We start from the raw sequence: 25,785 nt of genomic DNA, 5'->3' as shown, positions 1-25,785 counted from the left end.
TCCTAGTCTCGCAGGATTATGACTGAGATTCCGACGGTGAAGCGATGAGCGTCGTGGCCATCATCCCGGCGCGCGGCGGCTCCAAGGGCGTGCCGGCGAAGAACCTCGCCCGGGTCGGCGGGGTGTCGCTCATCGTGCGCGCGGTGTCTGCTGCACGGTCGAGCAGGCTCATCGACCGGGTGGTCGTGAGCACGGATGACCCGGCGATCGCCGCGGCCGCCCGGTCAGCCGGGGCCACCATCGTGAACCGCCCGCCGACTCTCTCGACCGACCTCGCGACCTCCGAGTCCGCGCTCCTGCACGTGCTCGAACGGCAGGGCGCAAATCCGGACATCGTCGTCTTCCTCCAGGCCACCTCGCCGTTCATCAACACGGCGGAGCTCGATGAGGCGATCGAACGGGTGCGCAGTGGGGTCGAGGACGTGGTGTTCTCCGCCGTGGAGACGCACGCCTTCCTCTGGCGCATCACCGATGCCGGCGCTGTCGGCGTCAACCACGACCCCTCCGTGCGGCAGCGGCGTCAGGATTGCGAACCGCACTACCGGGAGACCGGGGCGTTCTACGTGTTGCGGGCCGAGGGCTTCGCCCTGGCGAGACACCGGTTCTTCGGGCGCCTGGGCGTGACGATCGTGGACGAGCGCACCGCCATCGAAATCGACACCGTCGACGAGCTCGAGATGGCGAACGCGCTCGCGCCCCTCGTCGATCCATCGCTCGAACCGCATCCGATCGACGTCGACGCGGTCGTCACCGACTTCGACGGAGTGCACACCGACGACCGGGTGCTCATCGGCGCCGACGGCTCCGAGTTCGTCACCACCAATCGCTCGGACGGCCTCGGCGTGCGGCTTCTCCGGGAGAGCGGGATGCCCGTGCTGATCCTCTCCACCGAGGCGCACCCCGTGGTATCTGCCCGAGCCGCGAAGCTGCGGGTGGAGGTGCTCCAGGGCGTGCGTGACAAGGCGGCGGCGCTCACCGGCTGGGCCGAGGATCGCGGCATCCCGCTCGAGCGGATCGCCTACCTCGGAAACGACGTCAACGACCTCGGCTGCCTCGCCATCGTCGGCTGGCCGATCGCGGTGCCGGATGCGATGCCCGAGGTGATCGCCGCCGCCCGCGTGGTGCTCGGCACACCGGGCGGCTACGGCGCCGTGCGCGAGCTCGCCGACCTGATTTTGACGACCCGCAGTTCACGGATCAACGAGCAATTGGAGGAACCATGGTTGTGTCCATCGGCAGTTCAGAAGTAGGCACCGGCGCGGTGTACGTCATCGCGGAGATCGGGCTGAACCACAACGGCGACGTGGATCTCGCGATGCAGCTGATCGACGTGGCCGCCGACGCGGGCGCCCAGGCGGTCAAGTTCCAGAAGCGCACCCCGGAGATCTCCACGCCGGAGCACATGAAGAACACGCCGCGCGAGACGCCGTGGGGTCTCATGACCTACCTCGAGTACCGCTATCGGGTGGAGTTCAGCCGCGAGCAGTACGTGGAGATCGGCGACTACGCGACGTTCCGCGGCCTGGACTGGTTCGCCTCCCCGTGGGACGAGCCATCCGTCGACTTCCTCGAAGACCTCAACGTCTCCGCCCACAAGGTTGCCTCGGCGTCCGTCACCGACCTCGGCCTCCTCGAGGCCCTCGCGGCGACCGGCAAGCCCGTGATCCTGTCGACCGGCATGTCCACCCTCGACCAGATCGACCGGGCGGTGGCCGTGCTCGGCACCGACAACCTCGTGATTCTGCACGCCACGTCGACCTACCCGCTCCCGCCGGAGGAGGCGAACCTCCGCATGATCACCACCCTCCGCCACCGCTACCCCGGCGTGCCCATCGGCTACTCCGGCCACGAGCGCGGCCTGCAGATCTCCATTGCGGCCGTCGCCCTCGGCGCCGTCGCCGTCGAACGGCACATCACGCTCGACCGCACCATGTGGGGTTCAGACCACGCGGCCTCGCTCGAACCGCAGGGGTTCACGCAGCTGGTTCGCGACATCCGAATCGTGGAGGAGGCGCTCGGCGACGGAGTCAAGCGCATCTTCCCCGGGGAGTTGGCGCCGCTCGCCAAGCTTCGTCGCGTTCCCGCTTGACGACACCGACCCGTTGACGACACCGACCCGCATTCTCGCGATCGCGGACTCCGACTCCTACATCAAGTGGGGGGCCGCCCTTCTCGACCGCGCGCCGGCCGAGTGGGAGAAGACCCTCGTGGTGGTCGCCAGCCCGGTGATGCCGAGCGCCGACCAGCTGTCCGCAGCACTCGCCGGCAGCGAGTCCAACGACTCGCGGCCGGCGATCCTGGACCTGTCGGCTCTCGCCGTGCGGATCGGCCGCCTGCAACCGGATGTCGTGCTCGTCTCGGTGCGCGGGCCGCTCGTGAAGGTGGTGGTGCGCGCCGTCGTGGGGGCGGCAACGCGGCGCCCGGTGATCGTCACCGGGCTGCCAGGCATCTCGGTGCCGGCCACGAAGATGGCGATCGCGCACCGCGCCCAGGCCGACCTCTTCGTGCTGCACAGCCGGCGGGAGACCCGCGAGTTCGCCGAGCTCGCCGAACGCATGGGGATCGACCAGCGGTTCGGGCTGGCGACCCTGCCGTTCCTGCCGCGCCGCACGCCCGGCCGGCGGCCGGACGGCGACGTGATCTTCGCCGCGCAGGCGAAGGTTCCGTGGGAGAAGGCCGACCGCCTCGCCCTGCTCAGCTGGCTCGCCGAGTCGGCTCGCCGGCATCCGTACCGTCGCCTGGTCGTGAAGGTGCGCGCGGCGGTCGGCGAGGCGCAGACACACGCCGAGACCCACGACTATCCGAGCCTGATGGCGCAGCTGAAGCCCCCGGCGCCCGGCAACCTGGTCGTGGCCGGTGGCGCGATGTCCGACCATCTCACCGGGGCCGCCGGCCTGGTCACGGTGAGCTCGACGGCGGCGATCGAGGCGGTGGCGCTCGAGGTGCCGGTGCTCGTGATCGAGGATTTCGGCGTGAGTGCCGCGCTCATCAACACGGTGTTCGAGGGCAGCGGGCTGCTCGGAAACTGCGCGGACCTCGTGGACGGCCGCTTCAAGCGGGCCGACCCGGCCTGGCTCGACGACAACTACTTCCACGGCGCGGCCGGCGACGACTGGGTCGACCGCACAATCGAGCTACTCGCCCTGCGCGAGGCGGGCGAGCTGCCGCTCAAGTCGCTGAAGCGCGGCACGGCGGGCGGGGTGGTGCGGCGCGCGTGGGACCGCAAGCGAGCCCTCGGCCGGTTCGATCGCTCTCTCGCCGGCGCGATCGCCCTCGTCATCGGCACGCCGGTGCGCATCCTGCTGCTCGCGGTGCGCAAGTTCAACCGGGATCGCAAGCGGGCCGTGCGACTCTGACCCCCAACTCACGCTGACCCCCAACTCACCCGACCCTTAATTCACCCTGACACGTAGCGGCCTGTGGACAATCGGCGCGGCTGGCCGCTCGCTCGGCCCACACTGTCGGCATGTCGAGGGCCGTCACGATCATCACCGAACGGGTGCGCGAGAGGGTGCGCCTGGATGGCGTGGACCTCGGCAACGATCGCGCGCTCGCTGACCGCTACGTTCGGGATGAGGTTCAGCGGTACAGCGAGCGCGCCCTCGGCGGAACCCTGCCGATGCTCGCCGACGAGGGAGCGGCCACCCGGCAGATCGTCGCCTCGATCGCCGGCTTCGGCGCCCTTCAGCCCTACCTCGATGACCCGGAGATCGAAGAGGTCTGGATCAACGGGCCCGCGAGGGTATTCGTCGCCCGCAACGGCGTGCCGGAGCTCGCCGACGTGGTGCTCACCGGCACGCAGGTTCGCGACCTGGTCGAGCGGATGCTCCAGTCGTCCGGGCGGCGGGTCGACCTGAGCAGTCCATTCGTCGACGCGTCCCTGCCAGACGGATCGAGGCTGCACGTCGTGATTCCGGACGTGACCCGCGCACACTGGGCGGTCAACATCCGCAAGTTCACCAGGCGCATCCGCGACCTGCAGACCCTCGTCTCACTCGGATCGCTCACCCACCAGGGGGCCGAGTTCCTTCGGATGTGCGTGCTCGCCGGACAGAACATCCTCGTCTCCGGGGCCACCCAGAGCGGCAAGACCACCATGCTCAACAGCCTCCTCGCGTCGGCGCGCCCCGGGGAGCGCATCGTCACCGTCGAGGACACCTTCGAACTCGACCTCGCCGCCCGCGACACCGTCGCGATGCAGTGCCGGCAGCCGAGCCTCGAGGGCACCGGCGAGATCACCCTCCGCCGACTCATCAAGGAGGCCCTGCGGATGCGCCCCGACCGGCTCGTGGTCGGCGAGGTGCGCGAGGCGGAGTCTCTCGACCTGCTGATCGCGCTGAACTCCGGCATCCCCGGCATGTGCTCCATTCACGCGAATGGGGCGCGGGACGCCCTCGCGAAGCTGTGCACGTTGCCTCTTCTCGCCGGCCGTAACATCGACTCCGCCTTCGTGGTGCCGACCGTCGCCTCGTCGGTGGATCTCGTCGTGCACTGCGAGTTGGCGCGCAACGGCAAGCGACGGGTGACCGAGATCGTGGCGCCGAGCGGACAGGTCACCTCTGGCGTGATCGAGGCCAGCACGATCTTCGCGAGCGACCGCGGCGTGCTGGAGCCGACGGGAAGCTACCCCACCAAGTCCGCGAAGTTCGTTGCCGGTGGATTCGACCTCGCCTCCGTTCTCGGCACGGTGCGCTCGTGACCGTCGCCCTCGGTCTGCTGCTCGGCCTGGGCATCGTCCTCTCCCTCTCGCCGATGCTCTGGCCCGCATCCGAAGCGACGGCGGCCCCGCCTCGGCTTGCGCGGCTGCTCACGGAGCGGCTCGCCCAGGCCGGACTTCACGCGGTCTCGCTTCCCGCCCTCGGGGCCGCGTCGGTGCTCGCGGCGGTGGCCTCGAGCGCCCTCGTCTTCGCCTTTGTGCCGGTGCTCAGCATCGCCGTCATCGCCGGTGGCGTCGTGCTTGCCCTTCCGCTGTCTATCGTGGGCTGGCGAGCGCGAAGCCGACGACGCCAGGCCAGGGTGGTCTGGCCGGATGTGGTGGACCACCTCGTCTCGGCCGTCCGCTCAGGACTCGCCCTGCCCGACAGCGTCGTGGCCCTCGCGCACTCGGGGCCACCGCAGACCCGCGAGCAGTTCGCCGCCTTCGAACGGGAGTACCGGGCCACCGGCAACTTCGCGCTCTGCGCCGACTCGCTCAAGGCGAGGCTCGCCGACCCGGTCGCCGACCGCATCCTCGAGACGCTCCGGATGTCGAGGGAGGTCGGGGGGAGCGAGCTCACGATCGTGCTCAGGAATCTCGCGTCCTACCTGAGGGCGGAAGCGGCGATCCGATCGGAGGTCGAGGCGCGGCAGTCCTGGGTGCTGAATGCCGCCAAGCTCGGGGTGGCCTCTCCGTGGGTGATCCTGGTGCTGCTGTCGACCCGTCCGGAGGCGGCGGCCGCCTACAACACTCAGGGCGGGGTCGTGCTGATCGTGGCCGGGCTCGCCGTGACCGCCGTGGCCTACCGAGCCATGCTCGGGTTGGCGAGGCTGCCGGAGGAGCGACGATGGTTCAGTTGACAGCGCTCGGCGGCTGGGCGGTGTTCGCCGGAACGGCGTTGGGCGTCGGTCTCTGGTCGCTCGTGAGCCTCGTCCCGCAGCTCGGCCGGCCGCGTCTCGCCGACCGTGTCGCCCCGTACCTCATCGACGTCTCGTCCGGTGCGCGCGAGCTGCTCGGCAGGCGGTCTGCCGACCCGCTTCCCGTCTTCTGGGCGCTCCTCACACCGGTTGCCGCGTGGGCCCGTGCGGCGCTCGGCTCCCTCTTCGGCGGCTCGGCCACGGTCCAGCTGCGGCTCCGGCAGTCGGGGAGCGCGCTCTCCGTGGAGGCGTTCCGTTCTCGCGAACTCGGCTGGGCGCTCGGTGGGGCCGTCGCCGGCGCATTCGCCGCGCTGGCGTTCGGGCGCGCGCAGTCTCCACCGGCTCCCGTCTACGCCATCATCGTGGCCGGCTCCACTGTCGGCGGGGTGCTGCTCCGTGACTTCCTGCTGCAGCGGGCGGCACGGCAGCGCCTCGAACGGCTCTCGAGCGAGTTGCCCACCGTGCTGGAGTTCCTCACCCTGAGCCTCTCGGCGGGGGAGGGCATCCTGGACGCGATCCGCCGCGTCGCGCGGGTGAGCCACGGGGAACTCGCGGCCGAGTTCGGAGCGGTTGTCGCGGCGGTGAACACCGGCCTCCCGCTCGGCGAGTCACTCGCGGCGCTCGCCGACGGCGTGCGCCTCCCGGCGCTCACCCGCTGTGTCGAACAGATCACCGGCGCGCTGGAGCGCGGAACGCCGCTCTCCGACGTGCTGCGAGCCCAGGCCCAGGACTCGAGGGACGAGGCGAAGCGCGAGCTGCTCGAGATCGCCGGCAAGAAGGAAGTGGCGATGCTCGTGCCTTTGGTCTTCCTGATCCTTCCGGTGACCATCGTTTTCGCCATCTTCCCGGGAATCTTCGTGCTCCAACTGGGCCGGTGACGGCCGCAAGAGAAAGGAAGAAATCATGTCGAGAGTTCGTCGGATGATGACCGGCCTGGCCGCGGAGGAACGCGGCGACGTGCCGGGCTGGGTGCTCATCACGCTCATGACCGCGGGCCTGGTGATCATCATCTGGGCCCTCGCGGGACCCGCGCTGAGCAGCGTGTTCCAGCAGGCGATCGAGCGAGTCACCGGTTTCTGATCGCCGTGCGTGCTCTCCGGTCGGTACTGCGCCGCGACGACGGCTCCGCCCCGGCCGAGTTCGTCATGGTCGGGGCGCTGCTCACCGTGCTCACCCTGTCGGTGATCCAGCTCGGGCTCGCGCTGCACATCCGCAACACAGTGCTCGATGCGGCGGCTGAGGGAGCCAGATTCGCGGCCCTCGCCGACAACGGGCTCCAGGACGGCGCCGCTCGCACTCGCGATCTCATCACGGCAGCGCTCGGCGCCGGCTATGCGGCGGGCGTCTCGGCGGACTACGGAAGCTACCTCGGACATCCGGCCGCGGTCGTCACGGTGCGCACCCCACTGCCCCTCATCGGCCTCGTCGGAATCGACGGCGGTCTGGAGGTGACCGGTCATGCCTCGGTGGAGACTCTGGGCCGATGAGCGGTGGGCCGATGAGCGCTGGGCAGATGAGCGCGGGTCGACCTCGCTGGAGTTCGTGACGGCCGGCCTGCTGCTGCTTCTCCCGCTCGTCTACCTCGTGCTTTCGGTGTCGTCCATCCAGGCCGGCGCCTTCGCCGTGGAGGGTGCGTCTCGCCAGGCCGCCCGCGTGTTCGTGCAGGCCGACTCCGCCGAGGAGGGCCGGCGCGAGGCAGAGCGGGCGATCGACTTCGCCCTCGCCGACTACGGGGTCGACGCCCGCTCGGTGAGCGTGACGATCGGCTGCAGCCCGCGCCCTGAGCGCTGCCTCACCCGGTTGGGCACCGTCACTGTGACGATCGAGGGGTCGGTGCCGCTGCCGCTGCTCCCACCGGTGCTGACCGGCAATTTTCCCCTGGCCATTCCCCTGCACGCGAGCGCGACGCAGCAGGTCTCCCGATTCTGGGGCACCCGGTGAGGGGCAGGCTGCGCGACGTCCGCGGCGAGGAGGGGTCGATCCTGCCGCTCACCATCTTCTACGGCTTCCTCTCGCTGGTGCTCATCCTGCTCGTCGTCGCGGCGACCTCGCTCTACTTCGAGCGCAAACGGCTCTTCACGCTCGCCGACGGCGCGGCGCTCGCTGGTGCCGAGGCGTTCGCCCTGGATGACGTCTCGCTCGCCTCGGGTGGCCCGCGTCCTCAACTGCGGTCGACGGAGGTCGCCGCCGCGGTTCGCGGCTACCTGGCCGCCGCGCCGAATGACGTCGGCTCGCTCGCGGTGGAGCGTGCCGTGACGACCGACGGGCGAAGCGCGACCGTCGAGCTCTCGGGGTACTGGCGCCCACCCGTGCTGACCGTGTTCGTGCCGGAGGGGTTCCGCATCGAGGTGACCGCGGTGGCCCGGTCCGTGTTCTTCTGAGCCGGTCTGTGTTCTGAGCCGGTCAGTATTCCTTTGGGTGGGCTAGGTGTTCGCGGCATCGCCGTGGCCGACGAAGGCGAGGGTGGTGCCGATGCCGATCATCATCACGCCGCCGGTCGCGCTCAGGTGCTCCACCCGGCGCGGGGACCGGCCGAACCAGTCGCGCGCGGCCCCAGCGGCGAGTGCCCACACGCTGTCGCTCGCGAGCGCGATGCCGACGAAGATCGCCCCGAGCAGGATCATCTGCGCCGGCACGTTGGGTTAGCTTCAGCGCGCGCGCGGCAGGACCGACGGCCGCCCTTTCATAATGGCACCCGCCAAAGTCCGTCTCGCGATTGCGTCGATGGGGAAACCGGAGACGAACGTCGGTGACCTGTGTCGTGAGCTCGGCATTTCCCGACAGACCCTGTATCGACATGTTTCTCCGCATGGCGACGTTCGACCAGACGGGGAATGGGTCCTCACCAGGAAATCAGTAGGGCCTGATTAGTTTCGCCGCACGAATGACGCCTCGGCTTCGACTGGCACCGGTTTTCTAGCCGCGAGGTTGCGGGTGACGGCTTCGGCGGAATTCATCGCTCGTCGACTGGTGGTTAGGAAGGCGAGAACCGCAACGCAACCTCCTGCAGCGGCAACGGTCCACCATCCTGGATGGCTGGCGGCGGCGATGGAAGTACCCACCGCGGCGTTGCTTATGCCGGGAATCACGATTGCGCCAACCACGGCCACTCCGATGGCTTGCCCGACCTGACGAGATGTCGATGCCATGGCGGACGCGACTCCGGATTGCGCGGCGGGCATGCCGGCAACAGCAATCGATGTAATCGGTGCGTTCAACATTGCGAATCCCAGACCGAACAATACCAGCGAGATGATCAATATCCAGGCCGGAGCGGATTGGTGCAAGTGAGTGAGGAGCGCCGCGCTGACTGCGATCGCGGTGCCACTGATGACAAGCGGAGTCCGGGGCCCGCGTGCCGCAGCAAGCCGACCCGCCACTGGGGCGAAGAGGAACACCATGACTGCGACAGGAAGAAGGAACAGCCCCGCAGCCACAGGGGACATCTGCTTGGAATCTTGCAGGAAGAACGTCATCACCCAGAGGTATCCGCCCGCCCCAGACATCCCGACCAGAGACATCACCACCCCTCCTGCAAATGGGGCGCTCGCGAAGAACCGTGGGTCGATCAAGGGTTCCGCCTGTCGCAGTTCCCACCGGACCAGCGCTGTTGCGGCGACCGCCACCGTCACGAACAACGCAAGGATCTCTGTCGAGGCCCAACCGAGGGACTGGCCCTCGATGATGGCGTAGGTCAAGGCCAGCAGTGTGATGACGACCAGCGCCTGGCCGACGGGGTCATGCTTACGGGGCGTAGGCGATCGCGATTCGGATACGAAGAGGGCACACAAGACAATCGCGATGATCCCGATCGGGACGTTGGTCCAGAAGATCGATCGCCATCCTGCGGTGCCGACGAGGACTCCGCCGATGACCGGCCCGATGGCCATGCTCAGCCCATAAATTCCACTCCATACCCCGTAGGCTTTCGCGCGCTTCTTCGGGTCGGGGTACGCCTGGGCGACGATCGCCATGGCGACGGGGTTCATCATCGAGGCACCCAGGGCTTGAAGGATCCGGAACCCGACCAGCCACCCCACACTCGGAGCAAGGCCGCACAGGAGCGACGCGACACTGAAGATGGTCAGACCGATCTGAAGGGTACGCCTGCGCCCCCACCGGTCCGCGATCGCGCCAGCCATGAGCAGGAACGCGCCCAGAACAAGCTGGTACGCGTCGACTGTCCATTGAAGGTCCGTGAATGACGCATGTAGGTCAGAGCGCATGCTCGGCAACGCGATGGTGACGATCGTGTTGTCCACCCCGACGATCAAAACGCTCAGACAACAGATACCCAGTATCAGGCGAGGGCGCGTGCGAGAAGGAAGCGACATCTCACCACTGTCGTGTTCTTACCCGTCTGGCGTCCAACAATGATTCCGTTTCGGTATTGATCCTTTAGCATTATCAGTAGCATCGGGGCATGGTAACGCTGGACATTGTGACCCTTCGCAGTCTCGTGGCCGTCGCAGCGTGCGGCGGATTTCACAAGGCGGCGCACGCGCTGCACCTGACCCAGGCCGCGGTCAGCCGCCACATCCAGCGTCTGGAGGACAGCCTCGGGGAAGAGCTCGTCACGCGAGATGGCCGCGGCACCCGCTTCACGGCTGCCGGCGAACGGATGCTCGGCCATGCTCACGTCATCCTCGAGGCGCACGATGACGCTCTCGCGGACTTCGCCACCCCTGGAAACGTCCTCACCGTCGGAACGATGGACCACGCGGCAAACTTCGTGCTGCCCGAGTTGACAGATACCCTCCGCGACGCCTTCCCGCAGAAGACGATTCAGCTTCGACTCGGCCGCAGCGCGAACCTTCGCGAATCAGTCGCCAGTAGCCGCCTCGACGTCGCACTCGTGCTCGAACGCCTCAGCCATGACTCGAGCGAATCCGGGGCTCTGCCAACACGATGGGTCGGAGGAGAAGATCCCACCTCCGCAAAAACCACGACCGTGCCGCTTGTGCTCTTCGACCATCACAGCGGACTCCGCAGCGCTGCTATCGACACTCTCACCAGAGCTGGAATCCGACATACCATCGCCGCGGAAGCATCCGACCTCGCGGGCATTCACTCGGCGGTCCGCGCCGGTCTCGGCATCACACTCCTTCCGCGACTCGGCCGCCTCCCGGACCGTCTCCGCGAGATCAGCGACCTGCCCGAGCCCCCCGGAGTAATCGTGAGCGTCCAGACTGGGTCCCACATCTCCGACACTGACGCACGCACCATACGGCGCATAATTGAAGTTCGATTCCAGGCCGCCATCGAGCGCCTCTGACGCCCAGGCCGATGGGTGCCGCTCCGCGCAAGCGGCCTTGAGAAATCGTGCACGCGCCCTTGAGGAACGACAACATGGGCATGCCAGTCTCGCGACGGCGAGACGTCTCGTAACCCTAGGGTTGCGAGACAGCGGAGAGCGACCAGAGATCGCCCGACGTTACGGGTTCAATCTCACTCGTGAAGAAATCCCATCAAGGTTGAGAGATAAGCGCGCGACAGGAGACGCAAGTCATCAATCCGCACATGCTCGTCGATCTGGTGGATGGTCTCGCTAGTGAGCCCGAATTCGGCCACGGGGCACTAGAGGAGATGAAGCGGGCATCCGAGGTTCCTCCTCCGGTGTTGAACACCGGAGCGACGCCCGTGGCTCCTTCGACAGCGGCCGCAAGATCACTGAGTTCACTGCGCTCTCGTGGTCGAACGATTAGCTGACTACACCCAGGAAGATCTCGACGCGTTCACCATCCCAGCCGAGATCACCGCCGCTGATGCAGTACACCTTGCGTCCGCCTTCCTCGACCAGCTCGCCGGTCGGCCGGATGCCCAAGCGGTCCGCTTCGCTTTGCTGTTCGAACTCCGTGGCGATAGAGAACTCCGTGCGATGCTGACCGCAGATGCCCCCGTGCGCGGAAACTTGATCGAGGCAGCTCGAGGCGTCCTCCAGGCTATCGGCGTCAGCGAACCGGCTGTCCACGCGCCGGACCTTGTCGGGCTGATCGACGCGCTGCTGATGTACCGAACATCTGAGGCCGCGCCAATCGAGTCCCAAAGAGTGTTAGGCGCGTACCTTTCCGGCCTTCACTAAGGGCAAACCGCCGACCGGTCCACAGAGCATTCGGCTTATTTGTCAAGCTCTTGGCGGGCAGAGGCGTCCGGGGCCGCGCGAACTCGGAAACCCACAACTGACCTATTGCGCCCACTTTTCTCGCTGTCCCAGGGCCCACGCGCGGAGAGTGCCACCAACGCAAGGCCCACAAGTACAAGCGCCGCAAGACCCCACGAGGGTGCCATCACCAATCGAAGGACTCCGGTCACACCGGCGATAATGCCGGCGGCGAAAAGCGCGCGGCTGATCTGCTGTGCGGGCTCGTGCCGTTCAATCAGCGAAGAGCCGTAGTCGAGTGGCTGAGAACGCGCCCTCTAATAGTTTCCCGTAAGGCGTCCGGCTTGCGGTGATTCGTTCACGGGACACACGCGTGCCGGTGGCGAAACTCGAAACGGAGGGCGGTCGATGACCGTCCTCCGTTCGCTGACTCAGTATTTGAGACTCTTGAGCTCGAGGACCTATCAGGTGAGCGAAGCGGGGTTCACATCGGCCCGAAGGGCCGCGATAACGGATCTTGTGATGTCTACGGACTTGCATGGCGGAAGGCGCACAGCGTGAGGTTCGATGATTTCACGGCGTCTCTCCGTCGCCGACAGGTTTGAGATGGACTCTCCAGGTGACGTGATCATTTGCTCGGTGTGCTGGTTGGCGCAGAATTCACTACCGATGTCGTGACGGATGTTGAGCCCAGCGCGGTGCCTGCGGGAATTCCGGGTTGCCCGTTGAGAATCACGAGCCTCTCTCCGATGACGAGGCCGTTTGTCGGATCGATAATGATGTCCTGGCGTTCGGCGGTCTTGCTCTCGGTGCGGCCGATGGAAATCCCTTTTCGTCCGTCCAGCGTGGCGGCTTTCTCCGTCACGCTCACGCCGGGAACGAGCGCGGCTGCTTTGTAGAGCGCGGCCCGAAGATCGGCAGGAACGAATCCCGTGCGAAGCAAAACAACGATGAGGTCGAAGGCTGCGCCATCTTTTGAGACGCCTGCCCCTGGGTTCACGAGATAGAAATGGTCGAGGAGCTGCTGCGGGTCCCGCGGTAATGCTTTTAGCGCTTCTGGGGTGTAGTCAGGGCGAGAGTTCATGAACGCGCCGTTTCTGGCCTGAAAGTACTCTCCGCCCGTACCGTGTTCAGCCACTATTTCCGCCTGATTCTTCGAGGCATAGGCTTGCGATTCTGGACCGAACGTTTGAAACACCGCCGGCAATGACCGCTGCAACACCCAGCTTTTCTGGTCCGATTTCGGCACGAACAGAGAACTCGTGCTCAAGGTCGAATACCAGATGTCATGGCCGGAAATCGTGGTCCCCACCCCGCTGACAGCCTTCGTGTCGACACGGAGATACTGGTCGGGGCCGACAATCGGATCCGCGGTGAGAATTGTTGTCTGCGCAGCCTCATTGAGCACTTCTGCAGCCTCAGCCGAGGCCCCTACCGGGGACCCACCGAATCCAATCGTGTCGGTTGCGACTAGGGTTATCGCTATCGTCGCCGCCACCCCGGCTGAGGCGAATGTCCACCCCACGCGGCGCTGCATCCGCTTTTTCGCCGATGTGCGGGAAGCCGCACCGCCGATCGCCTTGTCGAGGGCCACCCGGTTTTTTGCGAGCTCGTCGAGTGGCACGGCAGGAAAATCACGTGCGCTGCGCAACAGGGTTAACTCGTCCATCGGGTACCTCCAGTTCAGGAGCTATCGCTCCGGTAGTTGTGGCCTCACGCAATGTGCGCTTGGCCCTGTTTAGGCGTGAGCGGACAGTGCCCACGATCGTGTTTGTCGTCTGCGCTATTTCCTCGTAGCTGAGTCCGGCCCAGGCAAAGAGGAGAAGTGTGTCGCGATCCCTGGCCGGCATCCGCCGCAGCACTTTGCTCAGCGCTGCGACAGACCGTTCCGCGTCGAGCCGTCGGCCGATGGCGACGTCGTCATCGGTGGGGCCGATTTCTCGTGGTGCAGCTAACAGCGCTTTCAGCGCACGAGTCTCGTCATGGTGATGTTTCCGGATGAGGTTGGTTGCGATACCGAAGAGCCAAGGGCGAGCATCCGTCCACTGCGAATCGAACTTGTCGCGTCGCTCAAACGCGATCAAGAAGGTATCGGACAGCACGTCATCCGCAGCACTTTCACCGACGCGGCGAACGACGTAACGGTGAAGCACCGCCGCGTGTCGAACGAATAGCTCGCCGAATTCCGCCGGCGTCTCAATGGACCGTCGGATCACTGCGCTGTCTGTGTTCACATAGTTAATTGCGTTACCGCCCAATTTAAGTTCATTCTTCCCCTTGAAGGCGAAGGCGTAGACCAGATAGGCAATGCTCCAGCCTCACATCGGTCATCAGCGGGTAGTTGCGAGACGGCCAAAACTGCTCTACGCCAGCGCGCCTGTCAGCAATCAGGTCCAGGTACCCCGCAGAACGTGGCTCCATCGTTCGTCGTCTTGACCAACGCTGCCCCAGCCCCCGTAGTCACGTCTTGAATGTCTTGCGGCGGCCCGCTATGAATCAGCACGGTGGTGCGGTAGCCGTTCATCATCTGCGCCAACTCGAGGTTCACGATTCGCAAGCGATGCATTGCCTTACGATGTGTGCTCGTAGGGCTCTCCTATGCTTCTGGGGTGAGCAATTCGGACGTTCGTGCGCGTATGGCTGAGCTCTATGTTCCGGTGACCGACCGCCTGACCGGTCCGAATATGTCAATCTGCAGCCGTGGTGGAGAGACGCAACGGTGATTGCGGGCATTGGCCAATTGTTGGCCTCGTCCTTCACTAACCCCGCACCTACGGTCATCATTGGGCCGCCTACGAGCGGGCACTTTCTTGGCGGTTTGGTCGCAGGCTACCTGGGCTTGGGTTTTGCGGCTATTCGCAAGGACCCTGTCGTCGCGGTCGACAGCGACCCGTGGATCGTCGTCACCACCCCGCCGGACTACCATGACCGCCATCTTGAGTTGGGACTTCGCCGCGGCATCCTCTTGTCCACCGACCGGGTTCTGGCCGTCGACGACATTGTCGACACGGGTAGCCAGCTCACGGCACTCAAACAAATCGTCGAACTCGCCGGAGCGCAGTGGCTCGGCGCCTCGGTTGCGATTGACCTGTTAGATCGCAACGCCACACGCCGAGAACTCAACATCCGCACCATCTTTCACAATCGTGAGCTTTGACCCGGGGCGCGGGACGGACAAGCCGCGGTAGCCGCGAGATCGCGGTCGCCGTCGCGACGGGCGCGGCTCTCGTCGTCTTCGGGGCCATGATGTGGGCCGCTCCCGACCAGAGCGACAGTTGCGAGGTGTACTGCGGGCCGTTCAACCTCCTCGGCACCGAGTACCTCTTGGTGCTTGCACCGGTAGTCAGCATCGGGGTCGCTGCGTTCCTTGGCATCCAGGCCATCAGGAAGCGGTGCAATCGAGTGGTGCTCATCGTCTGCGGGACGCTGCTCTTGGTTCCTCCGGCGGTTCTGCTGCACATGTACTTGGCCTCCCGGTGAGGGGTCGACCTGCAGTCGTCATCCTGATCGCGATGCGCGGCCCTGATCGCAGGAGATCTCCAGCATGATTGCTGCCCGCAATGAACCGCGAAACGGAATACTCAACCCCGGTCCAATAGCGCTTGTTATTAGCATCGCCGCCTTTCTGCTCCTGCTGACGGGCGAGATTCTCGCCCTCACGGACAAGGGAACCTCCTTCGAAAGCCAATTCAACGCCGCCGTTGGCTTCCTCATCGGCGGTGGAGTGCTCTTGCTGATCGCCATTGTTACGTCCATTGCCGTCGCGATAGAGGACCAGTCACCGCTCGCCTGGTCCGCGCTCGCGATCGCGGTACTTTCACTTCCGCTCATTGGGCTCATCTACTTCCTCTTCACGGCGCTCTTCTACTCCTAGCGAGGAGCGGACCATGACGGCAGAGTGAATAGCCCGCTCAGGGTTCGGCTAACTGGACCCGGGGATGAGCGCTTGAGGCTCACCGAGGGTGATCCAGTAACGCCACGCGTCGGCGAGTTCGCTTCCGCCGACATCATCACGGATGCCGCCTTGGCGCTCGATCGTCTTCGCTGACTGGAGGTTGCCGGCCTCGCAGACAACGAGGACCCGGTGCATGCCCAGACCACGCGCCTCATCCACCATCTGGCCCAGCGCCCACGTCGCCAGCCCGCGTCGGCGCGCAGATGGCCGGATGCCGTAGCCGATGTGCCCGGCCCGCTGAACGACGTCGTTGGACTCGTGCCGCAGCGCGATCCCGCCGAGCACCTGGTCGTCTTCGACGATCCACCGGTACGTGCAACGTGCCGAGTCCTCGGCCAGCCGCGCCGCCCACGCCGCGAATCCGGCTGGTGAGTCGACCTCGTCGGTCGGCAACAATCCGAAACCGTCCTCGTGCACGCCTGGACCCCACTCGGCATGTGCCTCGAGCCAGGTGGTGCGGAGCCGTCCGGTTGGTGCGATCAGGTGCGGCATAGGGCAACTGTATCGACACGGGAACCCGGGAGAGACCCCGCGCCGACGGTGCGACATTGATGCTCCCGTACGCCCTTCCCAAGTGACACAGCATCAGCACGCCTGAGCATTGCCTATAGGGCTAAGAAGGCCCGTCGAGTGAGGACGCGGACGTGTATTGTGCGGCTTGCTCGAACGTGTGCTGCGAGGCTGTCAGGTCGAGGACTTGCAGCGTGTGCGGGGTGGTTGCCTCCTGGATTGCCAGCGAATCGAGGAGTTTCGCCTCTGCTACGGAGACCAGAACCGCCAACGGCTTACCGTGGCGGGTGAAGGTGACGCGTTCCCGGCCATAGGCCACTTCGTTCACCAGTTCTGCTAAGACCGCTCGCGCTTGGGTTACGGGAATCTCTTTCATCCTGATTCTCCTTTCTGTACAGGACGTACGTTTAGGACTATGTTCGATACGTACATTATGTACACTATCGAGCACAGAGGGGGCGTGGACCCCACCGATGTCGATGCCTCGCGACTACATTCGACTGTGGGCCGCATCCACAATCTCGGCGCTGGGAGATGGGCTGCGGATCGCCGCCATTCCCCTTCTTGCCGCCTCGGCAACATCGGACCCGTTCGCGATTTCGATTGTGTCCGCCGCAGGCTTCCTGCCATGGCCAGTGTTCGGGCTCCTCGGCGGGGCGATCTCCGATCGTTTCGAGCGGCGTCGCTTGATGTGGATGGTCAACGCTGCTCGCGCCATCATCATCTGCGTCTCGACGATCATCCTCCTTGCCGAGGGATCACTGCCAATAGCGCTGCTTGCACTGCTCGCTTTCTTGCTCGGGACCGCCGAGACCGTTTACGACAATGCGGCGATCGGAATACTGCCCCAGGTCCTCACCCCAGATCTCCTGCCCGCGGGCAATTCGCGATTGTTCACGAGCCAACTCAGCGCAACACAGCTGATCGGACCGCCGCTCGGCGGACTCCTTTTTGTTTTCGGACCCAGCGTCCCCCTCACATTGGACGCGATCTCGTTCGTGATTAGCGCCACTCTGATCGCGTTTCTCTCTCCAACCTCCCGTTACCCTGAACAGACGCCGATGAATCTGCGCCGAGACATCAGCGAAGGAATCGCGTGGCTGTGGAAGAGTGCGACCTTACGGACCATGGTCGTTCTCACTGTTGCCCTCAGCGCGGCAAGCGGCGCGCTACTGGCAATGCTGGTCGTCTACGCTCACGACCAACTACACACCAACAGCATTGGATACGGCCTCCTTCTCGGCGCCTTCGCCGTCGGTAGCATCGCGGGCGCACTGTGCACCCCGAAGTTGATGCGGACCCGACCGCTCCGAGAAGTGCTCACCGGATCCATCGTCGCCGCCATCGGAGTCTTCGCCGGTTTGGCAACGACATCCACCCCCGCCGTAGCGGCCGGCCTCCTCCTCCTGGGAGCAGCCGTCAGCACCTGGAATGTCGCATCGGTAACAACCCGCCAGCGCATCGTCCCGAACCACCTCCTCGGACGAGTCAGCAGCGCCTACCGCGCGAGCGCCCTCACCTTCACCACCATCGGCGCCCTAACCGCTGGAATACTGACCGGCACCACATCGATCACAACCACACTGTGGGCATGCGCCGGCCTCGGACTCGTCGGACTCCTCGTCCGAGGTCGGGGTCTCTGGCAACTCCATTGAGCCGAATAACCCACATCAACGCGTCGGCCAACGAATATCGATCCTCTCGCGCGCGCGAACCCTGCGTGCAGGGACAACCTGCACGTGCCGTCCCACAGGACGTTCCTTGGGGTCTTACGGGCACGCCTTTGCGGGCCATATCGTTTAGGCATGACTTTCGCGGCCACTCCAACCCTCAAGAACGACCGTGTGACTCTGGAGACCCTTCGCCCGGAACACTGCGGCCACCTTGCGGTCGCGGCCGAAACGGATGACTTGTGGCGAACGTGGTACACCCACATCCCGGCGCCGACCGATATAGATGATGAGATCGAGCGCCGACTCTCTCTTCAGAAAGAGGGTCGTATGGCGCCTTGGGCGATCATCGACGGTGCAAGTGGCCGTGCTGTTGGCATGACGACGTACTGCAACCTCGATCCTGCTAATCGTCGCCTGGAGATTGGGTCGACCTGGCTCAGCCGTGCCTCGCAAGGTACCGGCGTCAACGCGGCGGCGAAACTCCTCCTCCTGACGCGGGCGTTCGAGGAGCTGGGCTGCATTGCTGTGGAGTTCCGGGCGCACTGGCACAATCACCAGTCGCGAGCCGCCATCGAGAAACTCGGCGCGAAGCAGGACGGCGTGCTGCGCAACCACACCGTCTTCGAGAACGGAACCGTGCGCGACACCGTCGTGTTCTCCGTCATCGACAACGAGTGGCCCACCGTGAAGTTCGCGCTGTCTGACCGCGTTAACCGCGAGGCCAGCTGAGTCCGGATCTCCGCAGGACGTTCCCCTTTATGCACTCGGCAAACGACGTCTCGGTCTGTGCAAAGGACTATTGAAATTTGTGCAGACGTAGGGTTGACGCAAATGTTCAGCGAGCAGACCCTCTGGGATGTGGTCGTCGTGGGAGCCGGGCCGGCCGGCTCGACGGCGGCGCGCGTCGCGGCCGAGGGCGGGGCATCCGTGTTGCTCGTCGACCGGGCGCGGTTTCCGCGGTACAAGACCTGCGGCGGCGGACTGATCGGCATCTCGCTGGAGCACATTCCGCCGTCGGTGCTCGAGACCGTGGAGCGCCGCGCGAGCGCCGTGCGGTTCTCGCTGCGCGGTGGCGCCGTGCGGTCCCTCCGGGCGGGTCGACAGTTGCTCGCCCTCGTGCAGCGGGAACGGTTCGACGCTGCCCTCGTGGCGGCGGCGGTCGCGGCCGGCGTCACGTTCGCCGATGGCCTCACGGTGCGCTCGCTCGCCGAAGTCGAAGCCGAGGCCGAGGGCGGGGAGGTTGTCATCGCAACCGACCGGGGCGACATCCGGGCACGAACGGTGATCGGCGCCGACGGCACGAGCGGCCGCTGCGGCCGCTACGTGGGGGTGGTCGCGGGTGGGATCGACCTCGCGCTCGAGCTGGAGATCCGCCGCCCGTCGGAAAGGAGACAGGTCGACGCCACGAGGTTCGACGACCGGGTTTTTCTGGATTGGGGCGAGAGTCCTGGCAGCTACGCGTGGATGTTCCCCAAGGACGACGTGCTCACTGTGGGGGTGATCCAGGCAAAGGGGTCACCCGACGCCACGCGGCGCTACCTGCGCGAGTGGGTTGAGGGGCTGGGCCTGCAGCACGAAGAGGAGCTGCGGTCGTCCGGGCACCTCACCCAGTGGCGAACGCCGGACTCGCCGCTGCGGCGGGGAAGCGTGATCGTGGCGGGGGACGCGGCCGGGCTGCTCGACCCGTGGACCAGGGAGGGCATCTCCTACGCCCTCCGCTCCGGATCCTGGGCGGGAGAGGCTGCGGCGCGTGCCTCCTCCCACGCCGACGAGAGCGGTCGGGCGGCGGCCCTCGACTCCTACGTGGCGCGAGTCGACACCGAGCTCGCGGCCGACATCTCGGCGGGCCTCAGGCTCCTGCGAATCTTCGAGAAGCATCCGGGGGTCGTGCACTTCTTCCTCGCGTTCTCGGGCGTCGGAGGACGCCTCTTCGTGAGCGTCTGCACCGGCGCGAAGACCCTCTCCGGCATCGTCCGCACGAGGGCGATGCGCACGGCTCTCGCCCTGCTGCGGCTCTGACCCGCGGGGGCGATTCGGCCCGGGAGAGTGAGCGGAGGATCCACCGTTCGACGTACAGTCGTTCACTCGTGATCGGGCGGGGTCGCGCGCGCCGGCGCGAGCGGCGGCTGAGTTAGCGGCGGCTCAGCTGACGGCGGCTGAGCTAACGGGGGTGCGGGGCGAACCGCGGCACGTAGCGCAGCAGGATGCCCGCCCCGATGAGCCCGACGACGCCCATGACGCCGCTCGCGACGGCGATCGACGCGACGGCCACGACGGCCGAGACGGCGAGCGGGGCCGCTGCACTGCCGGCGTCGCCGGTGAAGCGCCAGGCCCCGAGGAACGGGGCAGGGTCCCGCGGGTCGGCGAGGTCGGCGCCGAGAGTCATCAGGATTCCGCTGCCCACGCCATTGGCGAGCGACATGAAGATGGCCGCGGCGATGAACCAAACGACGGCGCCAGGCACATCGTGGGTGAAGGCGAGGATCAGGTGCCCGACGCCGAGGCCGATCATGGATGGCAGGGCGCTCCAGAGCCGGCCCCAGCGGTCCATGATCTGGCCGCTCGCGTAGAAGAGGGCGAAGTCCACCGCGCCGGCCGCTCCAATGATGAGGGCGGTCTGGGCGTCCGGAATCCCGATGCTCACCGCCCAGAGCGGCAGGATCACCTGCCGGCTCGCCCGCATCGCCCCGATCAGGGCGGCGCCGGTGCCGAGCCGCGCGAGCACCGCGCGGCTGTTCCAGATGCTGCGGAACAGGCCGTGCGCCTCGTCGGCCACGAGCTTCTCGCCCTCGCGCATCGCGGCCGGCGCGCGACTGACCGCGAGCTGCTCCGCCGGGTCCCTCAGCACGATGAGCAGGAACGCGGCCGTGGTGCAGCCCACGATGTGCACCCAGAACACCGACTGGGTGCTGCCGGTGAAGTGGATGACCGTCGCGCTGATGAACGGACCGACGAAGTACCCGAGGCGGAAGGTGCCGCCGAGCGTGGAGAGGGCGCGGGCCCGGTATGCGCGCGGCACGAAGCTCGTCATGAAGGCGTGCCTGGCGAGGGCGAACACCGCGGTGGAGAGCCCGATCGCGAGGATCCCCACGCCGAGAACCCACGGGTTGGGGGCCAGCAGGGCGGTGACGAGCCCGACGATGGACAGCAGCGCCGCGTAGATCATGGCGGTGCGTTCGCCGATGCGCGACACGATCCAGCCGCTCGGGATGTCGCCGAAGAGTTCGCCGAGCATGATCATCGACGCGATCAGGCCGGCGACCGCGAGCGAGGCACCGAGGCTGTTCGCCACCACCGGGATGATCGGGATGATCGCGCCCTCGCCGAGCGAGAAGGCGAGGGTCGGCAGGATGGCGGGTAGGGCTATCGAGCGGAAGCTGAAGTCCTGCTCTGCGGTGCCCATCCCGTTCGATGCTACCCGCGGTCGGTGGGCAGGAAGGGGTACCCGGCAGGCCCGGTAGGCTGGTGGGGACATGGACGAGCTCGATTTTTCTGAACAGATCGCCGCGCTTCGCTCGACCTTTGCGGACATCCGCTCTGTCGTCGGGGTCGACAAGCTCACGGCGGAGATCGCGGACCTGAGCGAACAGGCCGGCGTGCCCGACCTGTGGGACGACACCGAGAAGGCGCAGAAGATCACCTCGGCGCTCAGCCACAAGCAGGCGGAGCTCGCGAAGATCGTGAGCATCCAGTCGCGGCTCGACGATCTCGAGATCATGGTCGAGCTCGCCAATGAGGAGTCGGACGCCTCGGCCGCCGCCGACGCGCAGGCCGAGCTCACGAGCATCCAGAAGCTCCTCGGCGAGCTCGAGGTGCAGACGCTGCTCAACGGGGAGTTCGACTCCCGCGCCGCCGTCGTCACCATTCGCGCCGGCGCCGGGGGAGTGGACGCCTCGGACTTCGCCGAGATGCTCATGCGCATGTACCTGCGCTGGGCCGAGCAGCACAACTATCCAGCCAAGGTGCTCGACACGAGCTACGCCGAGGAGGCGGGCATCAAGTCGACGACGATCGAGGTGGACGCCCCGTACGCCTTCGGCACCCTGAGCGTGGAGGCCGGAACCCATCGCCTCGTGCGGATGAGCCCGTTCAACTCGGCCGGCAAGCGGCAGACCAGCTTCGCCGCGGTTGAGGTGATCCCGCTCATCGAGCAGACCGACGTCGTCGAGGTGCCGGAGGGCGACATCCGGGTGGATGTCTTCCGCTCGAGCGGTCCGGGCGGCCAGTCGGTGAACACCACGGACTCCGCGGTGCGGATCACCCACATCCCCACCGGCACCGTGGTGTCGATGCAGAACGAGAAGAGCCAGATCCAGAACCGCGCGGCGGCGATGCGAGTGCTGCAGTCCCGCCTGCTGCTCATCGAGCGCGAGCGTGAGGCGGCTCAGAAGAAGGAACTCGCCGGCGTGATTACCGCGAGCTGGGGCGACCAGATGCGTAGCTACGTGCTCGCGCCGTACCAGATGGTGAAGGACCTGCGCACCGACTACGAGGTGAACAACCCGTCTGCCGTGTTCGACGGTGACCTCGACGGGTTCATCAGCGCCGGCATCAAGTGGCGCAAGCGCGACAAGAGCGACTAGCCCTTTACCGCCCCCGCCGCGATGTTGGCGATGAAGTGGCGTGAGCCGATCAGGAAGACGCCGATGAGCGGCACGACGCTGATCAGCGCGCCGGCCATCACCATGCCGTAGTCGGTTCCGTAGATGGAGCTCAGCTGCGAGAGGGCCACCTGCAGGGTCTGCCTCTTCGGATCGACCAGCACGATGAGCGGCCAGACGTAGTCGTTCCACGCGCCGATGAAGGTGAAGATGCCGAGAAACGCGAGTCCGCCGCGCAGCATAGGAACGGCAACCAGGAAGTAGGTCCTGAAGAAGCCGGCGCCATCGATGCGGGCCGCCTCCACGAGTTCGTCCGGAATGGCTCCGGATGCCAGCTGCCGCAGCAGGAAGATCCCGAACGCGTTGGCCGCCCCCGGGATGATCAGCGCCTGGAACGAGCCGATCCAGCCGAGCTGGCTCATGACCACGAAGTTGGGAACGAGGGACAGCTGCGCGGGGATCATGAACGTGGCCAGCAGCACCGCGAACAGGGTGCGCCGAAACGGGAACTCGAACTTGGCGAAGGCGAATGCCGCGAGCGAGTCGAAGAACATGACGAGCACCGTGCAGGACAGGGCGACGAACAGGGTGTTGCCGAGTGCTCCCAGCAGGTCGATGCTGGCCAGCACGTGGCCGATGTTCTCGAAGAGGTGAGTGCCGAAGATGAGCTTGGGCGGGTATCCGAAGATGTCCGCGGTGGTATTGGTGGCCATGACGACGAGCCAGTAGAACGGGAAGATCGACAGGAAGACGCCGACCAGAATGGCGAGGTGGGTGACGATCCTGGCCACCCGGCTCTGCTTCAGCGCCCGGGCGTCCCGCCTGGCCTGGGCCTCGTCGATCGGGGGCGACAGCTGCGGAGGGGTCTGCAGCTCCGGCGGTTTGGCCTGCGTGGTCGTCATTTTGTCCGTCCCCACTTCTTCGTTCCAGTGCGTTCACTGACCAGCCGCCAATTGAGCGCCGCGAACAGCGCGGCGATCACGAAGAGCGCCCAGCCGATGGCCGAGCCGTAGCCGAAGTCGAACTGGGTGAACGCCTGGTTGTACTGGTAGAGCACGATGGTCATGCCGGACTCGTTGGGGCCTCCGGCGTTGCCCAGCAAGACCTGCGGTTCGGTGAAGAGACTGAGTCCGCCGATTGTGGAGGTGATCACGGTGAAGAGGATCACCGGCCGCAGCATGGGGATGGTCACCTGGGCGAAGATGCGGGCAGTGCCCGCGCCATCCATCTTGGCCGCGTCGTAGACGTCGGAAGAGATGGCCTGGAGGCCGGCGAGGAAGATGATCGCGTTGTAGCCGGTGAACCTCCAGATCACCATGACGGCGATCGTGGTCTTGATTCCCCAGTCGGAGGTGAGCCAGGGCACGGTGTCCAGGGAGAGGGACTTCAGGGCGGAGTTCACGATTCCGAAGGTGTCCGAGAAGACGGAGCCGAAGACCAGGGCCATCGCCACCATCGACGTGACGTTCGGCATGAAGTACGCGACGCGGTAGAAGCCCTTGAAGCGGATGTTCTGGTGCAGCAGCACGGCGATCACGAGGGCGAAGAACAGCATCGGGATCGTGGACATGAACCAGATGATGAAGGTGTTCGAGACGGCGTTCCAGAACCGGGGATCGCTCAGCAGGTACTGGAACTGGGCGAGCCCCACCCACTTCATCGTGCCGATGCCGTCCCAGTCGTGCAGGGAGATGTAGAGCGAGAACACGACGGGGAAGAGTCCGAAAACCAGGAACAGGATGTAGAACGGCGAGATGGCCAGGTATTGTGGCCAGTAGCGCTTGAGGGCGGGCACCGGGCGGCGAGTCGTCAACGGGGAGGTCGTCATTTCATCAGCCCCCTCTTCTCGAGCTGGCGTATGCCCTGGGCCATGGCGTCGGCCCAGGCGCGATCCGGGTCCTTGCCCTGGGTCTCGACGTTCACGAGCTCCTTGAGCACCCCCTCGGAGACCTGGCTGTCGTATGGGCTGACAAAGGTGATCGGCACCTCCTTCGCCGACTCCTGGAACACGCCGAGCACGTCTTGCCCGCCGAAGAACTTGTCTGGCGAGCTGAGTTGGGGCGACTCGAATGCCGTCGGGGCCGAGGGAAAGAGCTGTACGTCCTTGTACGTCTCGATCTGGGCCTCTGGCGAGGTGAGCCAGGTGATGAAGTCGAAGGCGGCCTTGGGGTCCTTGCAGCTCTTCGGGATGGCGAGGAAAGACCCGCCGCTGTTGCCGGGGGCGCCCGGCTGGTGGGCCACGGCCCACTTGCCTGAGCTGTTCGGCGCGGTGGACTTGAGGATCGGGCCCCACCACACCGCCTCGATGTGGCTCGCGACCTTGCCGCTGACCCAGGCCGAGTTCATCTCGGCCGGGGTCTGCACCTTCGCGGTGATGCCCGCCTGGGCCGCGGCGACCGCGACATCCCAGGCCCGGCGGACGGTCCCCTTCTGGTCCTGGAACAGGGCACGGCCGGCGGGGGAGAAGTAGCGTTCGGCGCTCGCGTTGATGATCTGGTTGTAGACGATGCTCGCGTTCGCGAGCAGGGACACCCCCGAGTTGCGCTTGAGCTTTTGGCCCGCGTCGAGCCACGCCGGCCAGGTGTCTGTGGTGGCCGCGACCTCGTCAGCATCCCGTGGAAGCGAGGCGGCGGCGAAGAGGTCGGTGCGGTAGAACTGCGCCGTCGGACCGGTGTCCATCGGCCAGAAACACATGCGGTCGGTCGGCGTGACCCCGAACTGCCACTTCCAGGGCAGGTAGTCCGCCTTGTGCTCTTGCGCCCCCAGCTCGTTCATGTCCACGAACTGGTCTTCCGAGGGGAAGTAGAGCGCGACATTCGAGTTCAGCCCCGTGATGTCCGGCACGTACGCCCTGCCGGCGAGACTCGTGCGGAGCTTGACGTCGAAGTTGCCGCCGATCATGTCGGTACGCAGTCTTCGCGGTGTGCCGGTGATACTCCGCCGGGCCGAATCCAGCAGTTTCTCGCTGATCGAGCGGTTCCAGTACCACAGCGTCAGGAGGTTGGGATCGGTGGAAATCGACTCCGTTCGGGAGCAGCCGGCGAGCGCTCCCGTCGCCGCGAGCCCCGCGACAGCCATCGTTCCGGTCATGAATCTGCGGCGGGACAAGTTGTCCATCCGGTATCCCACTCTCATCATTGAGCACGCGTGAACGTTCACGAAAACTTAGCCGACTCTGTCAGGTTCACGAATGGGTGTCAAGGATGCGGATGGCTGTCCTGGCCGCCGATGGGCGTCGGCCACGGTCGGGACCGGGCGGCAAAAACCATTTGACCTACGGTGCGCCGCTGGGTAACCTCGAGACTTCGTGAACGTTCACTACGCGGAGGGAAG

The 25,785-nt window shown here is 66.0% G+C and carries 29 protein-coding genes and 1 pseudogene; 20 read left to right on the top strand and 10 right to left on the bottom strand.

The genetic code is table 11. From position 1 onward, the window contains the following. Positions 1-44 precede the first annotated feature (44 nt). From VIM54_RS06075 to VIM54_RS06030, 10 genes are all read left to right on the top strand, one after another. Positions 45-1,250, top strand: coding sequence for an acylneuraminate cytidylyltransferase (locus VIM54_RS06075; protein ID WP_331899870.1), 1,206 nt, complete (start codon positions 45-47; stop codon positions 1,248-1,250). Continuing rightward, entirely contained in the window at positions 1,220-2,089 is an 870-nt protein-coding gene (locus VIM54_RS06070; RefSeq protein WP_331899869.1) for an N-acetylneuraminate synthase family protein, read from the top strand. Before VIM54_RS06075 ends, VIM54_RS06070 begins: the two co-directional genes overlap by 31 nt. A 13-nt stretch (positions 2,090-2,102) precedes the next feature. Beyond that, positions 2,103-3,356, top strand: a complete 1,254-nt coding sequence (locus VIM54_RS06065) for a DUF6716 putative glycosyltransferase (protein ID WP_331899868.1) — start codon at positions 2,103-2,105, stop codon at positions 3,354-3,356. 110 nt (positions 3,357-3,466) lie between these two features. Next, the gene (locus VIM54_RS06060) at positions 3,467-4,699 is read left to right on the top strand and encodes a CpaF family protein (RefSeq protein ID WP_331899867.1); all 1,233 of its coding nucleotides are present in this window, start codon (positions 3,467-3,469) and stop codon (positions 4,697-4,699) included. Then, a complete protein-coding gene (locus VIM54_RS06055; RefSeq protein WP_331899866.1) occupies positions 4,696-5,556 on the top strand; it encodes a type II secretion system F family protein in 861 nt (286 codons plus the stop codon). Before VIM54_RS06060 ends, VIM54_RS06055 begins: the two co-directional genes overlap by 4 nt. After that, on the top strand, positions 5,544-6,491 hold the full coding sequence (locus tag VIM54_RS06050) for a type II secretion system F family protein (RefSeq protein ID WP_331899865.1): 948 nt from the start codon (positions 5,544-5,546) through the stop codon (positions 6,489-6,491). Before VIM54_RS06055 ends, VIM54_RS06050 begins: the two co-directional genes overlap by 13 nt. 25 nt (positions 6,492-6,516) lie before the next feature. Next, positions 6,517-6,693 (top strand): hypothetical protein, encoded by a 177-nt coding sequence (locus VIM54_RS06045; protein WP_331899864.1) that lies wholly within the window; start codon positions 6,517-6,519, stop codon positions 6,691-6,693. A 5-nt stretch (positions 6,694-6,698) separates the two neighbouring features. Further along, positions 6,699-7,100: a TadE/TadG family type IV pilus assembly protein gene (locus tag VIM54_RS06040; RefSeq protein ID WP_331899863.1), complete on the top strand. Its 402-nt coding sequence runs from the start codon at positions 6,699-6,701 to the stop codon at positions 7,098-7,100. Next, on the top strand, positions 7,072-7,554 hold the full coding sequence (locus VIM54_RS06035) for a hypothetical protein (protein WP_331899862.1): 483 nt from the start codon (positions 7,072-7,074) through the stop codon (positions 7,552-7,554). Before VIM54_RS06040 ends, VIM54_RS06035 begins: the two co-directional genes overlap by 29 nt. Beyond that, entirely contained in the window at positions 7,551-7,994 is a 444-nt protein-coding gene (locus tag VIM54_RS06030; RefSeq protein WP_331899861.1) for a pilus assembly protein TadG-related protein, read from the top strand. Before VIM54_RS06035 ends, VIM54_RS06030 begins: the two co-directional genes overlap by 4 nt. A 42-nt stretch (positions 7,995-8,036) precedes the next feature. On the opposite strand, the gene VIM54_RS06025 is transcribed toward VIM54_RS06030, so the two are convergent. Next, a complete protein-coding gene (locus VIM54_RS06025; RefSeq protein WP_414673180.1) occupies positions 8,037-8,249 on the bottom strand; it encodes a hypothetical protein in 213 nt (70 codons plus the stop codon). Between the two features lie 16 nt (positions 8,250-8,265). On the opposite strand from VIM54_RS06025, the pseudogene VIM54_RS06020 reads away from it, so the two are divergent. Continuing rightward, positions 8,266-8,484, top strand: a pseudogene (locus tag VIM54_RS06020) (helix-turn-helix domain-containing protein); the annotation flags it as partial. On the opposite strand, the gene VIM54_RS06015 reads toward VIM54_RS06020, so the two are convergent. After that, positions 8,481-9,947, bottom strand: a complete 1,467-nt coding sequence (locus tag VIM54_RS06015) for an MFS transporter (RefSeq protein ID WP_331899860.1) — start codon at positions 9,945-9,947, stop codon at positions 8,481-8,483. The pseudogene VIM54_RS06020 and the gene VIM54_RS06015 sit on opposite strands and share 4 nt — an antisense overlap. Positions 9,948-10,036: 89 nt before the next feature. Here VIM54_RS06015 and VIM54_RS06010 point away from each other — a divergent pair, with 89 nt between their 5' ends. Together VIM54_RS06010 and VIM54_RS15925 are read left to right on the top strand one after the other, a co-directional pair. Beyond that, entirely contained in the window at positions 10,037-10,888 is an 852-nt protein-coding gene (locus tag VIM54_RS06010) for a LysR family transcriptional regulator (protein ID WP_331899859.1), read from the top strand. A 414-nt stretch (positions 10,889-11,302) separates the two neighbouring features. Then, positions 11,303-11,695, top strand: a complete 393-nt coding sequence (locus VIM54_RS15925) for a hypothetical protein (RefSeq protein WP_414673179.1) — start codon at positions 11,303-11,305, stop codon at positions 11,693-11,695. A 646-nt stretch (positions 11,696-12,341) separates the two neighbouring features. Here the strand turns inward: VIM54_RS15925 and VIM54_RS06000 are convergent. Together VIM54_RS06000 and VIM54_RS05995 are read right to left on the bottom strand one after the other, a co-directional pair. After that, complete coding sequence (locus VIM54_RS06000) at positions 12,342-13,382, bottom strand: CU044_5270 family protein (protein WP_331899857.1); 1,041 nt, start codon at positions 13,380-13,382, stop codon at positions 12,342-12,344. Then, positions 13,348-13,971 carry a sigma-70 family RNA polymerase sigma factor gene (locus VIM54_RS05995; protein ID WP_331899856.1) on the bottom strand — a complete coding sequence of 208 codons (624 nt, stop codon included), beginning with the start codon at positions 13,969-13,971 and terminating at the stop codon, positions 13,348-13,350. The genes VIM54_RS06000 and VIM54_RS05995 overlap by 35 nt, the downstream gene beginning before the upstream one ends. 461 nt (positions 13,972-14,432) lie before the next feature. Between VIM54_RS05995 and VIM54_RS05990 the strand changes: the two genes are divergently transcribed. From VIM54_RS05990 to VIM54_RS05980, 3 genes are all read left to right on the top strand, one after another. Then, positions 14,433-14,870: a phosphoribosyltransferase family protein gene (locus tag VIM54_RS05990; RefSeq protein ID WP_331899855.1), complete on the top strand. Its 438-nt coding sequence runs from the start codon at positions 14,433-14,435 to the stop codon at positions 14,868-14,870. Then, a complete protein-coding gene (locus VIM54_RS05985) occupies positions 14,867-15,193 on the top strand; it encodes a hypothetical protein (RefSeq protein ID WP_331899854.1) in 327 nt (108 codons plus the stop codon). Before VIM54_RS05990 ends, VIM54_RS05985 begins: the two co-directional genes overlap by 4 nt. Positions 15,194-15,257: 64 nt before the next feature. Next, the gene (locus VIM54_RS05980; protein WP_331899853.1) at positions 15,258-15,587 is read left to right on the top strand and encodes a hypothetical protein; all 330 of its coding nucleotides are present in this window, start codon (positions 15,258-15,260) and stop codon (positions 15,585-15,587) included. 48 nt (positions 15,588-15,635) lie between these two features. Here the strand turns inward: VIM54_RS05980 and VIM54_RS05975 are convergent, their stop codons facing one another. Both VIM54_RS05975 and VIM54_RS05970 read right to left on the bottom strand, forming a co-directional pair. After that, positions 15,636-16,160, bottom strand: coding sequence for a GNAT family N-acetyltransferase (locus VIM54_RS05975; RefSeq protein WP_331899852.1), 525 nt, complete (start codon positions 16,158-16,160; stop codon positions 15,636-15,638). Positions 16,161-16,281: 121 nt separating this feature from the next. Then, entirely contained in the window at positions 16,282-16,554 is a 273-nt protein-coding gene (locus VIM54_RS05970) for a type II toxin-antitoxin system Phd/YefM family antitoxin (protein WP_331899851.1), read from the bottom strand. 97 nt (positions 16,555-16,651) lie between these two features. Between VIM54_RS05970 and VIM54_RS05965 the strand changes: the two genes are divergently transcribed. The 3 genes from VIM54_RS05965 to VIM54_RS05955 all read left to right on the top strand — a co-directional run bounded on the left by VIM54_RS05965 (position 16,652) and on the right by VIM54_RS05955 (position 19,870). Beyond that, positions 16,652-17,833 carry an MFS transporter gene (locus tag VIM54_RS05965; RefSeq protein WP_331899850.1) on the top strand — a complete coding sequence of 394 codons (1,182 nt, stop codon included), beginning with the start codon at positions 16,652-16,654 and terminating at the stop codon, positions 17,831-17,833. A gap of 150 nt (positions 17,834-17,983) precedes the next feature. Next, positions 17,984-18,580 carry a GNAT family protein gene (locus VIM54_RS05960; protein ID WP_331899849.1) on the top strand — a complete coding sequence of 199 codons (597 nt, stop codon included), beginning with the start codon at positions 17,984-17,986 and terminating at the stop codon, positions 18,578-18,580. Between the two features lie 102 nt (positions 18,581-18,682). Beyond that, the gene (locus tag VIM54_RS05955) at positions 18,683-19,870 is read left to right on the top strand and encodes a geranylgeranyl reductase family protein (RefSeq protein ID WP_331899848.1); all 1,188 of its coding nucleotides are present in this window, start codon (positions 18,683-18,685) and stop codon (positions 19,868-19,870) included. A gap of 142 nt (positions 19,871-20,012) precedes the next feature. Here VIM54_RS05955 and VIM54_RS05950 read toward each other — a convergent pair whose 3' ends face one another. Then, the gene (locus VIM54_RS05950) at positions 20,013-21,254 is read right to left on the bottom strand and encodes an MFS transporter (RefSeq protein ID WP_331899847.1); all 1,242 of its coding nucleotides are present in this window, start codon (positions 21,252-21,254) and stop codon (positions 20,013-20,015) included. A 70-nt stretch (positions 21,255-21,324) separates the two neighbouring features. Between VIM54_RS05950 and prfB the strand changes: the two genes are divergently transcribed. After that, positions 21,325-22,434 carry a peptide chain release factor 2 gene (gene prfB / locus VIM54_RS05945; RefSeq protein ID WP_331899846.1) on the top strand — a complete coding sequence of 370 codons (1,110 nt, stop codon included), beginning with the start codon at positions 21,325-21,327 and terminating at the stop codon, positions 22,432-22,434. Here prfB and VIM54_RS05940 read toward each other — a convergent pair. The 3 genes from VIM54_RS05940 to VIM54_RS05930 are packed head-to-tail and all read right to left on the bottom strand — an operon-like array spanning position 22,431 to position 25,569. Then, the gene (locus VIM54_RS05940) at positions 22,431-23,354 is read right to left on the bottom strand and encodes a carbohydrate ABC transporter permease (RefSeq protein ID WP_331899845.1); all 924 of its coding nucleotides are present in this window, start codon (positions 23,352-23,354) and stop codon (positions 22,431-22,433) included. The genes prfB and VIM54_RS05940 overlap by 4 nt on opposite strands. Beyond that, positions 23,351-24,280 carry a sugar ABC transporter permease gene (locus tag VIM54_RS05935; RefSeq protein ID WP_331899844.1) on the bottom strand — a complete coding sequence of 310 codons (930 nt, stop codon included), beginning with the start codon at positions 24,278-24,280 and terminating at the stop codon, positions 23,351-23,353. Before VIM54_RS05935 ends, VIM54_RS05940 begins: the two co-directional genes overlap by 4 nt. Beyond that, the gene (locus VIM54_RS05930) at positions 24,277-25,569 is read right to left on the bottom strand and encodes an extracellular solute-binding protein (protein WP_331899843.1); all 1,293 of its coding nucleotides are present in this window, start codon (positions 25,567-25,569) and stop codon (positions 24,277-24,279) included. Before VIM54_RS05930 ends, VIM54_RS05935 begins: the two co-directional genes overlap by 4 nt. Positions 25,570-25,785 lie beyond the last annotated feature (216 nt).

The sequence above is a fragment of the Lacisediminihabitans sp. genome, from assembly GCF_036569425.1.
Lineage (GTDB): Bacteria > Actinomycetota > Actinomycetes > Actinomycetales > Microbacteriaceae > Lacisediminihabitans.
Note: the sequence above shows the minus strand (reverse complement) of the source record. Positions and strands in the feature narration are given on the sequence as shown.